Annotated in this window: 10 protein-coding genes; 7 read left to right on the forward strand and 3 right to left on the reverse strand. The window is 72.0% G+C overall.

Annotation, left to right across the window (positions count from 1 at the left end; genetic code table 11):
- The 3 genes from AB0K37_RS36105 to AB0K37_RS36115 all read right to left on the reverse strand — a co-directional run.
- Positions 1–1,308, reverse strand: a 1,308-nt coding sequence (locus tag AB0K37_RS36105; protein ID WP_363989014.1) for a LutB/LldF family L-lactate oxidation iron-sulfur protein, incomplete at its 3' end; no start/stop codon positions are given.
- Between the two features lie 83 nt (positions 1,309–1,391).
- Positions 1,392–2,105: a (Fe-S)-binding protein gene (locus AB0K37_RS36110; protein WP_363988989.1), complete on the reverse strand. Its 714-nt coding sequence runs from the start codon at positions 2,103–2,105 to the stop codon at positions 1,392–1,394.
- Positions 2,102–3,184: a substrate-binding domain-containing protein gene (locus tag AB0K37_RS36115; RefSeq protein WP_363988992.1), complete on the reverse strand. Its 1,083-nt coding sequence runs from the start codon at positions 3,182–3,184 to the stop codon at positions 2,102–2,104. Before AB0K37_RS36115 ends, AB0K37_RS36110 begins: the two co-directional genes overlap by 4 nt.
- Before the next feature lie 301 nt (positions 3,185–3,485).
- On the opposite strand from AB0K37_RS36115, the gene AB0K37_RS36120 reads away from it, so the two are divergent.
- From AB0K37_RS36120 to rhaD, 7 genes are all read left to right on the forward strand, one after another.
- Positions 3,486–5,024, forward strand: coding sequence for a sugar ABC transporter ATP-binding protein (locus AB0K37_RS36120; RefSeq protein WP_363988995.1), 1,539 nt, complete (start codon positions 3,486–3,488; stop codon positions 5,022–5,024).
- Positions 5,025–5,028: 4 nt separating this feature from the next.
- A complete protein-coding gene (locus tag AB0K37_RS36125) occupies positions 5,029–6,117 on the forward strand; it encodes an ABC transporter permease (protein WP_363988998.1) in 1,089 nt (362 codons plus the stop codon).
- Complete coding sequence (locus AB0K37_RS36130) at positions 6,114–7,103, forward strand: ABC transporter permease (protein WP_363989001.1); 990 nt, start codon at positions 6,114–6,116, stop codon at positions 7,101–7,103. Before AB0K37_RS36125 ends, AB0K37_RS36130 begins: the two co-directional genes overlap by 4 nt.
- Before the next feature lie 128 nt (positions 7,104–7,231).
- Positions 7,232–8,317 carry a rhamnose ABC transporter substrate-binding protein gene (gene rhaS / locus AB0K37_RS36135; RefSeq protein ID WP_363989003.1) on the forward strand — a complete coding sequence of 362 codons (1,086 nt, stop codon included), beginning with the start codon at positions 7,232–7,234 and terminating at the stop codon, positions 8,315–8,317.
- A gap of 55 nt (positions 8,318–8,372) precedes the next feature.
- Positions 8,373–8,702, forward strand: a complete 330-nt coding sequence (locus tag AB0K37_RS36140; RefSeq protein ID WP_363989006.1) for an L-rhamnose mutarotase — start codon at positions 8,373–8,375, stop codon at positions 8,700–8,702.
- 29 nt (positions 8,703–8,731) lie between these two features.
- The gene (gene rhaI / locus AB0K37_RS36145) at positions 8,732–9,898 is read left to right on the forward strand and encodes an L-rhamnose isomerase (protein ID WP_363989008.1); all 1,167 of its coding nucleotides are present in this window, start codon (positions 8,732–8,734) and stop codon (positions 9,896–9,898) included.
- A 52-nt stretch (positions 9,899–9,950) separates the two neighbouring features.
- A partial coding sequence (gene rhaD / locus AB0K37_RS36150; protein ID WP_363989011.1) for a bifunctional rhamnulose-1-phosphate aldolase/short-chain dehydrogenase occupies positions 9,951–11,312 on the forward strand: 1,362 nt, incomplete at its 3' end.

Below are 11,312 nucleotides of genomic sequence, written 5' to 3' on the forward strand. Positions count from 1 at the left end.
CAGCGCGCCGCGTCCGCGAGCCGCCGCGCCGTGGCGCGCGGCGGCCGGATCCGGCGGCTGCGCGAGCCCGAGCCGCGTGGGGGAGCGCAGCGTCCACCCGGCCGCCGCCATCGCCACACGCTCCAGCGGATGGCGGGGCCCCTTCTCGACGGCGCGGGCCCGCAGGTGCACCAGCACCTCCGGGATGTCGATGGCGACCGGGCACGCCTCGAAGCAGGCCCCGCACAGCGTCGACGCGTACGGCAGCGACGCGTCCACCTCCGACTCGATGCCCCTGATCTGCGGGGACAGGATCGCGCCGATCGGGCCGGGGTAGGGCGAGCCGTAGGCGTGGCCGCCCGCGCGCTGGTAGACCGGGCACACGTTCAGGCACGCCGAGCAGCGGATGCAGCGCAGCGCCTGCCGGCCCACCTCGTCGGCCAGGGTGGCGGTGCGGCCGTTGTCCAGCAGGACGAGGTGGAAGTCGCGCGGGCCGTCGCCGGGGGACACGCCCGTCCAGGTCGAGGTGTAGGGGTTCATCCGCTCGGCGGTGGACGAGCGGGGCAGCAGCTGGAGGAACACCTCCAGGTCCCGCCAGCTCGGCACGATCTTCTCCACGCCCATCACCGAGATGAGCGTCTCGGGGAGCGTCAGGCACATCCGGCCGTTGCCCTCCGACTCCAGCACGACGAGCGTGCCGGTGTCGGCGACGGCGAAGTTCACGCCCGACACCCCGACCTTCGCCGACAGGAACTTGGCGCGCAGGTGCCGCCGGGCGGCCTCGGCCAGCTCGGCCGGCGCGTCGGTCAGCCCCTCCGGCGCGTCCTCCATCGCGCGCAGGAAGATGTCGCGGATGTCGGAGCGGTTGCGGTGGATCGCCGGGACGAGGATGTGCGACGGCCGGTCGTCGCCGAGCTGGACGATCAGCTCCGCCAGGTCGGTCTCGTAGGCGGTGATCCCCTCCTCGGCGAGGAACTCGTTGAGGCCGATCTCCTGCGTCGCCATCGACTTGACCTTGACGACCTCGGTCTCGCCGGTGGCCTTCACCAGGTCCGCGACGATCCGGTTGGCCTCGGCCGCGTCGCGGGCCCAGTGCACCGTCCCGCCGGCCTCGGTGACCTTCTCCTCCAGCAGCCGCAGGTAGTGCCCGAGGTCCGCCAGGACATGGTCCTTGATCTGCTTGCCCGCCTCGCGGAGCGCGGCCCAGTCGTCCAGTTCGGCCACCGCGGCGGCGCGGCGCCCGCGGATCGTGGTGGTGGCGTGCGCGAGGTTCCCGCGCAGCCGCGGGTCCGCCACCGCGCGGCGGGCCGCGTCCGGGAACGACGGCATTCCGAGGTAGGTCGGCATCGCCTGAGCGGAGCGAACCGGGGGGTGTGGGGGGTCGTCCCCCCACGGGGGACGCGCCGGCGAGGTCATGCGGGCTCCTCCCGCGTCGAGGCGAGGATCTCGGCCAGGTGGACGGTCCGCACCGCGGCGCGGGTGCGGGTGAGGGCGCCGCCGATGTGCATCAGGCAGGAGTTGTCCGCCGCGCACAGCGTCTCGGCGCCGGTCTCCCGGACGGCGGTGACCTTGTCGGCGCACATCGCGGCCGACACCTCGGCGTTCTTCAGCGCGAACGTCCCGCCGAACCCGCAGCACTCGGCCGCGTCCGGGAGCTCGACCAGGTCGATGCCGCCGACCTCGCGCAGCAGCCGCAGCGGGCGGTCGCCGACGTGCAGCATCCGCAGCGAGTGGCACGTGGGGTGGTAGGTGACGCGGTGCGGGTAGTACGCGCCGACGTCGGTGACGCCGAGGACGTCCACCAGGAACTCCGTCAGCTCGTAAACGCGGGAGGCGACCCCGGCGGTGCGCGGCGCGAGCCGGGGGTGCCAGTCGCGGATCATCGCCGCGCAGGACGCGGACGGCGTCACGACCGCGTCGTAGGGCTCGAACGTCTCCGCGAACCCCTTCACCAGGGGCAGCGCCTGCTTCCGGTAGCCGGTGTTGAGGTGCATCTGCCCGCAGCAGGTCTGCGACTCGGGGAACTCGACGTCGTGGCCGAGGCGCCGCAGCAGCCGCACCACCGCTCTGCCCGTCCCCGGGTACATCGTGTCGTTGACGCAGGTGAGGAACAGCGCGACCTTCACAGTGCCTGCCTCCCGTGGGCGGGGCCGCCCAGGGCGGAGCGGCTGGACTCGCGGACGACCAGTTCGGGCTGGAACATCACCTGCTGGTGGGCGTGCCCGCCCGAGTCGTCGCACTCCTCCAGCAGGAGCTCCGTCGCGATCCGGCCGAGCTGGTAGGTGGGCTGCCGCACCGAGCTGAGCGGGACGGCGGCCGCGGCCGAGAACTCGATGTCGTCGTACCCGATCAGCGCGACGTCATCCGGCACCTTGATCCCGGCCTGGAGGAGGACGCGCAGCACGCCGAGCGCGAGCAGGTCGTTCGCGCAGAAGATCGCGTCGGGCAGCGGCGGGCCGGCCTCCAGCAGCCGCCGGGCCGCCTCCTGCCCGGACCGGGCGTTCATCGCCCCCACCGCGACCTCGCGCATCGCCTTCCCGGGGAGCCCGGCGGCGCGCAGCGCCCGCAGCGCGCCCTTGCGCCGGTCGACGCACTGGCGCAGCACGGCCGGCCCGGTCACCAGCGCCAGCGTCCGGGCCCCCGCGTCCAGCAGTTCGCGGACCGCGAGCTCGCCGCCCGCGACGTCGTCGACGGCGACCGAGCACTGGTTGGCGCGCGGCGTCGGGTGGTCGAGCAGCACCACCGGGACGCCCCGCTCGCTCAGCCGGTCGGCGGCCTCGCCGTCGTCGCCGACCGGGGTCAGCAGGACGCCCCGGACGCGCTGCTCGGCGAACACCCGCAGGTTGCGCAGCTCCCGCTCGTCCGACTCGCCCGAGGAGGACAGGATCACCGCGTAGCCGCGCTCGCTGGCGGTGTCCTCCACGCCGCGCGCCACGTCGGTGAAGAACGGGTTGGCCAGGTCGAGGACCATCAGCCCGATCGTGCTGCTGTGCCCGGCGCGCAGCGTGGACGCCGAGCCGTTGCGGACGAAGCCGAGATCGCGGATCGCCTGCTCGACGCGGGCGCGGGTGGTCTCGGCGACGCGCTCGGGCCGGTTGAGCACGTTGGACACGGTGCCGGGCGAGACGCCGGCGTGCGCCGCGACCTGCTTGATGCCGACCGTCCTGCCCGGCGGCGCGGAGCGGCCGGTCTCGTCTGCGCCCAATCTGTGTGCCCCCGAGTCGTCCGCTGCTGTGTCGCCGCTCACTTTGGGTCATCCGATTAAAACGTGTCAACCCATGGTGGGGGTCCACCGGGCGCGAAACCCCGGCGGCCGGTCCCGGCCGCGTACGACTTCCGAACGTCACGGGCCCTTGCGAACACGGGCTTTCCGCAGCGTCGGGCGGGGGTGGCGGCAAGGTTCCCTCTTGACGGGTGCTCCGGGTCACATCTAGCGTCCTCCGCAACATCTCGTTAAAACGTTTTTCATCTGTACGTCACAGACGACCCCCGCGAGGAGGGCCGCGATGAGTGCACCGGGCCGCTCGGCGCCGCCGACATTGGCACTGGTCAACGTGAGTAAGTCGTTCGGCGCGGTCCGCGCGCTGCAGGGGGTCACCCTGGAGCTCCACGCGGGCGAGGTGCACGCCCTTGCGGGGGAGAACGGCGCCGGCAAGTCCACCGTCGTAAAAACGTTCGCAGGGGTGCACCGCCCCGACGCGGGCGAGGTGCGGGTGGACGGCGAGCCGGTGGCCTTCAACGGCCCCGCCGACGCGCAGGCCGCCGGAGTCGCGGTCATCTACCAGGAGCCCACGCTGTTCCCCGACCTGTCGGTCGCGGAGAACATCTTCATGGGCCGCCAGCCGCGCGGCGCGCTCGGCCGCATCGACCGCCGCGCCATGCACGCCGAGACGGCGCGGCTGTTCGAGCGGCTCGGCGTCGCGCTGGACCCGCAGCAGCCCGCCCGCGGCCTGTCGATCGCCGACCAGCAGGTCGTCGAGATCGCCAAGGCCATCTCCCGGGACGCGCGGGTGCTCATCATGGACGAGCCGACCGCGGCGCTCACCGGCCAGGAGGTCGCCCGCCTGTTCGCGGTGACCCGCAGCCTGCAGGAGCACGGCTGCGCGGTGCTGTTCATCTCGCACCGGCTGGAGGAGATCTTCGAGATCTGCCGCCGGGTCACGACGCTGCGCGACGGCACCTACGTCGGCACCGACATGGTCGCCGACATCACCCCCGACGACCTGGTCCGCCGGATGGTCGGCCGCGACCTCGACGCGCTCTACCCCAAGCAGGACGTCACGCCCGGCGAGGTCGCGCTGAAGGTGAGCCGGCTGACCCGCGAGGGCGCCTTCACCGACGTCTCCTTCGAGGTCCGCCGCGGCGAGATCGTCGCGCTGGCCGGGCTTGTCGGCGCCGGCCGCAGCGAGGTCGCCCGCGCCGTCTTCGGCGTGGACCGCTGGGACGCCGGGACCGTCGAGGTCGGCGGGCGCCCGCTCCCGGCGGGCAGCCCCACGGCCGCGATGTCGGCCGGGCTGGCGCTCGTCCCCGAGGACCGCCGCCAGCAGGGCCTCGTCATGGACATGTCGATCGAGCGGAACATGGGCCTGACCCAGCTGAAGGCGCTGCGCCGCGAGACCGGGCGCGGGGGCCTGATCTCCCGGAAGGTGGAGCGGGACCGCGCCGCCGACTGGGGCCTGCGCCTCCAGCTGAAGTACTCCCGGCTCAGCGACGCCGTCGGCGTCCTGTCGGGCGGCAACCAGCAGAAGGTCGTGCTCGCCAAGTGGCTGGCCACCGAGCCGGCCGTGCTGATCGTGGACGAGCCGACCCGCGGCATCGACGTCGGCACCAAGGCCGAGGTGCACCGGCTGCTGTCGGAGCTGGCCGCGCAGGACCTGGCGGTGCTGATGATCTCCTCCGACCTGCCGGAGGTGCTCGGCATGGCCGACCGGATCCTCGTCATGCACGAGGGCCGGCTGACCGCGCAGATCGCCCGCGCGGACGCGACCGAGGAGAGCGTGATGGCCGCGGCGACCGGCCGCCCCGGCACCGGAAAGGCGGCCTGAGCCGATGACCGTCCTCACCCAGTCCCCGGCCAGGCCGGAGTCGGGCGGCCCGCCGGGCGGCGGGCGCCGCCTGGTCGAGATGGTGCTGCGCGCCCGCGAGCTGAGCATCCTCGGCGCGCTGGTCCTGCTCGTGCTCGGCACGACGATCGCCAACCCGCGGTTCCTGTCCGGCCAGGGCCTCAAGGACATCTTCCTCAACGCCTCGATCCTGGTGCTGCTCGCCGTCGGGCAGAGCATGGTCGTCGTCACCCGCAACATCGACCTGTCGGTCGGGTCGGTCGTCGGGCTCGTCGCGTTCAGCGCAGGGAAGTACGCCTCCGCGGGGGACCGCAACGTCGTGCTGGTCGTGCTGGTGGGCGTCGGGATCGGCCTGGTCTGCGGGCTCGTGAACGGGCTGCTGGTCAGCTTCTGCCGCGTCCCCGCCCTCGTCGTCACCCTCGGCACCCTGTACGTCATCCAGGGGCTGGACTACCGCATCGCGCACGGCGACCAGATCGGCGCCGCGGACCTTCCGGCGTCGCTGCTGAGCCTCGGCAACGACGGGATCCTCGGCATCCCCTACCTGCCGATCATCACCGTGGTCGTGATGGCGGCGGTCGGCTACTACCTGCGCTCCTACTCCTCCGGGCGCGAGTACTACGCGATCGGCTCCAGCCCGGAGGCCGCGATGCTCGCCGGCGTGCCGATCCGCCGCCGCGTCCTCACCGCCTACCTGGTCAGCGGCGCCCTCGCCGGCCTCGCCGGGGTGCTGTGGCTCGCCCGGTTCGGCACCGTCGTCGCCGACGCCGCGAACGGCTGGGAGCTGAAGGTCGTCAGCGCCGTCGTCGTCGGCGGCGTCGCCATCACCGGCGGCGTCGGCACCGTGTACGGGGCGGCGCTCGGCGCGCTGCTGCTCACCACCATCGGCAGCGTGCTGGTGGTGCTCAAGGTCAACTCGTTCTGGCAGGACGCGATCACCGGCGTCCTGCTGCTGCTGGCCATCAGCGTCGACCGGCTGCTGGCGCTGCGCGTCACCCGGGCGCTGAAACAGCGGTCCCTGGCCTCGGCCGCGCACCGCGCCGCCGCCCCGGAGAGCAAGGAGGGACGGTCATGAGCCGCCTGATGCGGTGGGAGACCGCCGTCACCGCCCTGCTGGTGGTGGTGTTCGCGAGCGGCGCCGGGTTCTCCCCGGACTTCGCGAACAACGACAACCTGTCGTTCGCGCTGGACGACCTCAGCGAGATCGCGCTGATCGCGCTGCCAATGACGCTGCTGGTCGTGTGCGGGCAGGTGGACCTGTCGGTCGCCTCGATCCTCGGGCTGTGCAGCGCCCTCACCGGCAAGCTGTGGGACGGCGGCATGTCCATCGAGGCGATCATCCCGCTGGTGCTGGTCGTCGGCGTGGTCTGCGGGCTGGTGAACGGCCTGCTGGTGACCCGGCTCGGGCTGCCGTCCCTCGCCGTGACGATCGGCACGCTGACCCTCTACCGGGGTCTGGCGTACGTGACGCTCGGCACCGGGGCGATCTCGGAGTTCCCCGTCGCCTACACCGATCTCGCGACCTCCTCGATCCCGGGCACGCCGATCCCGTACCCGGTCGCGCTGTTCGCCGTGCTCGCCGCCGCCACCGGCGTCGTCCTGCACGCCACCGGCGTCGGGCGGTCGCTGTTCGCGATCGGCGCGCAGGAGGACGCCGCCTACTTCGCCGGCATCCGGGTCAAGCGCATCAAGCTGATCCTGTTCGCGGTGTCCGGCCTCGTCGCCGGGTTCGCCGGCGTCGTCTACACGCTCCGCTACGGCAGCGCCCGCGCCGACAACGGCATCGGCCTGGAGCTCGCCGTCATCGCGGCGGTGCTGCTCGGCGGCGTCGACTTCGACGGCGGCAAGGGCACCCTCGGCGGCGTCATCGCGGCCGTGCTGCTCATCGGCCTGCTCCGCAACCTGCTGATGCTCAACGACGTCTCCACCGAGGTCCAGTCGATCGTCACGGGCCTGCTGCTCATCATCAGCGTCCTCACGCCGCGGCTGATCGCCGTGGCGCGCGAGGCCCGAGGCCGGCGGCGGGGCGCGAGACCCGCGGTCCCCGCCGCCGCACCCTGACCCCGCCGCCCCTCGAACCCGACCGCACCTCGAACCCGACCGCACGACCCCTGCCCCCCGCCGCATGTCCCTCCACCGTCTGAATACCCACCCCGGTTGCACGACCCGGAACTGTGAAAGGCACCCTGATGAGCATTCGTATGCGCGCCCCGCGCCGGCTGGCGGCCGCCGCCACGGCGGGCGCTCTGGCCCTCAGCCTGGCCGCCTGCGGCGGGACCACCAAGGACTCCGCGTCCGGCTCGGGGGACGCCAAGGCCGGGGGCAAGGCCTCCGCGAACCCGAACGCGCCGCTGAAGAAGGGCCTGAAGCTGGCCTTCCTGCCCAAGCAGGTCAACAACCCCTACGAGACGATCGTCGACAACGCCGGCATCGCGGCGGCCAAGGAGTTCGGCGGTGAGGCCAAGGAGGTCGGCCCGTCCGACGCCTCGGCGTCGTCGCAGGTCTCCTACATCAACACGCTGATCCAGCAGCGGCACGACGCGATCCTCATCGCCGCCAACGACGAGAACGCGGTGTGCGGTCCGCTCAAGCAGGCGATGTCCAAGAACATCAAGATCGTCGCCTACGACTCCGACACCAACCCCGACTGCCGGGACGTGTTCATCAACCAGGCCAGCTCCGAGGAGATCGGCCGCAGCGAGGTCAAGCTGCTGTCCGAGCAGATCGGCGGCGAGGGCGAGATCGCGATCCTGTCGGCGACCGCGAACGCCACGAACCAGAACACCTGGATCAAGTTCATGCAGGACGAGCTGAAGAAGCCCGAGTACTCCAAGATGAAGCTCGTCAAGGTGGCCTACGGCGACGACGACGACCAGAAGTCGTTCCAGCAGACCCAGGGCCTGCTGCAGGCGTACCCGAACCTGAAGGGCATCATCTCGCCGACCACGGTCGGCATCGCCGCCGCCGCCCGCTACATCTCCGGCTCCAAGTACAAGGGCAAGGTCGCGCTGACCGGCCTCGGCACCCCCGACCAGATGCGCAAGTTCGTCAAGGACGGCACGGTCAAGGGCTTCGAGCTCTGGGACCCGAAGAACCTCGGCTACCTCGCCGCGTTCGCGGCGGCGGCGCTGTCGTCCGGCCAGATCACCGGCGCGGAGGGCGAGAAGTTCACGGCGGGCAAGCTCGGCGAGCGCACGATCGGCGCCAACGGCGAGGTGATCCTCGGCCCGCCGACCGTGTTCGACGCGAAGAACATCGACCAGTACCACTTCTGAATCTGAGCGAAGCGACACGGGGGCGTGGGGGGTCGCCCCCCACAAGGAGACAGAGATGTCCGGAAGCACGAAGCGCGTCTGCTTCCTGCTGAAGGTCAGGCAGGACCGCCTGGAGGAGTACAAGCTGCGCCACCAGGCGGTCTGGCCCGACATGCTCAGCGCCCTGCGCGACACCGGATGGCGCAACTACTCGCTGTTCCTGCGCGAGGACGGCCTTCTCGTCGGCTACCTGGAGACCGACGACTTCGCGGCCGCCCAGGAGGCGATGGCCCGCACCGAGGTGAACGCGCGGTGGCAGGCGGAGATGGCGCCGTTTTTCGAGGACCTCGACGGCCGCCCCGACGAGGGGATGCGGACGCTCCCCGAGGTCTTCCACCTGGACTGACCAGGACCGGAGAGAAGAGAGAGGCAAGCGTGAAGGACACCAGCGCGGTGAAGGACGCCCTGCGCCGCCAGCAGATCGAGACCCCCTCGTGGGCGTACGGGAACTCGGGGACCCGGTTCAAGGTCTTCGCCCAGCAGGGCGTGCCGCGCACCCCGCAGGAGAAGATCGACGATGCCGCGCAGGTGCACCGGTTCACCGGCGTCGCCCCCAGCGTCGCGGTCCACATCCCCTGGGACCGCGTGGACGACTACGCCGCGCTGGCCGCCCACGCGAAGGAGCGGGGGGTGCGGATCGGGGCGGTGAACACCAACGTCTTCCAGGACGACGACTACATGCTCGGCAGCGTCACCAACCCCGACCCCGCCGTCCGCCGCAAGGCCCTCGACCACCTGCTCGAAGCGGTCGACATCATGGACGCCACCGGGTCCCGCGACCTGAAGCTGTGGTTCTCCGACGGCACGAACTACCCGGGGCAGGACGACATCCGCGACCGGCAGGACCGGATGGCCGAGGCCCTCGCCGCCGTCTACGACCGGCTCGGCGACGACCAGCGGTTCCTGCTGGAGTACAAGCTGTTCGAGCCGGCGTTCTACACGACCGACCTGCCTGACTGGGGCACTTCCTACGCGCACTGCCTGAAGCTCGGCCCGAAGGCGCAGGTCGTGGTCGACACCGGCCACCACGCGCCCGGCACCAACATCGAGTTCATCGTGGCGTTCCTGCTGCGCGAGGGGAAGCTCGGCGGGTTCGACTTCAACTCCCGCTTCTACGCCGACGACGACCTGATGGTGGGCGCCGCCGACCCGTTCCAGCTGTTCCGGATCATGTACGAGGTGGTCCGCGGCGGCGGCTACGACGTCGAGACGGGCGTGGCGTTCATGCTCGACCAGTGCCACAACATCGAGCCGAAGATCCAGGGCCAGATCCGCTCGGTGATGAACGTCCAGGAGGCCACGGCGAAGGCGCTGCTGGTGGACGCCGACGCGCTGCGGTCGGCGCAGCGGTCCGGCGACGTCCTGGAGGCGAACGCCGTGTTCATGGACGCCTACAACACCGACGTCCGGCCGCTGCTCGCCGAGCTGCGCGAGGAGATGGGCCTGCACCCGGACCCGGTCGCCGCCTACAGGGCCTCCGGGTACCACCAGCGGATCGTCGAGGAGCGCAAGGACGGCCAGGCGGCCGGCTGGGGCGCCTGATCGTCCTTCCACGTTGCACACGAGGCCACGCACGCACATGAGGAGATATCCGATGACCGCCACTCCACCCGAGGTGGAGCACCTGCTGGAACGCGCCAACACCCTCGGCTCGGACCCGCGCAACACCAACTACGCCGGCGGCAACGCGTCCGCGAAGGGCACCGTCACCGACCCGGTGACGGCCCGCGACATCGAGCTGATGTGGGTGAAGGGCTCGGGCGGCGACCTCGGCACCCTCACCGAGAAGGGCCTGGCCGTCCTGCGGCTGGACCGGATGCGCGCCCTCGTGGACGTCTACCCGGGCGTCGAGCGCGAGGACGAGATGGTCGCGGCGTTCGACTACTGCCTGCACGGCAAGGGCGGCGCCGCCCCGTCGATCGACACCGCGATGCACGGCCTCGTGGAGGCCGCGCACGTCGACCACCTGCACCCCGACTCCGGCATCGCGATCGCGACGGCCGCCGACGGCGAGGAGCTGACGCGCCGGATCTTCGGTGACCGGGTGGCGTGGGTGCCGTGGCGGCGCCCCGGCTTCCAGCTCGGCCTGGACATCGCCGAGATCAAGCGCGCCAACCCCGGCGCCATCGGGGTGATCCTCGGCGGGCACGGCATCACCGCCTGGGGTGAGACGAGCGAGGAGTGCAAGGCCAACTCGCTCGACATCATCCGCACCGCCGAGGCCTACATCGCCGAGCACGGCAAGGCCGACCCGTTCGGCGAGGTCGTCCACCCGGTGCTGCCCGAGGACGAGCGGCACGCGCGCGCCGCCGCGCTGTTCCCGCTCATCCGGGGCCTGGCGTCCACGGACCGCCCGCAGGTCGGGCACTACACCGACGGCGAGGCCGTCCTGGACTTCGTGTCGCGCGCCGAGCACCCCCGGCTCGCCGCGCTCGGCACGTCGTGCCCGGACCACTTCCTGCGCACCAAGGTCGCGCCGATGGTGCTGGACCTGCCGCCGGACGCGCCGCTCGACGACGCCAAGGCGCGGCTGAGGGAGCTGCACGCCGCCTACCGCGAGGAGTACGCCGCCTACTACGACCGGCACGCCGGCCCGGACTCGCCGCCGATGCGCGGCGCGGACCCGGCGATCGTGCTGGTGCCGGGCGTCGGGATGTTCTCCTTCGGGGCGAACAAGCAGACCGCGCGGGTCGCCGGCGAGTTCTACGTCAACGCGATCAACGTGATGCGCGGCGCGGAGGCGCTGTCGTCGTACGCGCCGATCGACGAGGCGGAGAAGTTCCGCATCGAGTACTGGGAGCTGGAGGAGGCCAAGCTGCGCCGGATGCCGGCGCCGAAGCCCCTCGCGTCCCGCGTCGCCCTCGTCACTGGCGGCGGCTCGGGGATCGGCGCGGCCACCGCCCGCCGCCTCGCCGACGAGGGCGCCTGCGTCGTCGTCGCCGACCGCGACCTCGCG

The sequence above is a fragment of the Actinomadura sp. NPDC049753 genome (assembly GCF_040674655.1).
Classification (GTDB): Bacteria; Actinomycetota; Actinomycetes; order Streptosporangiales; family Streptosporangiaceae; genus Spirillospora; species Spirillospora verrucosospora.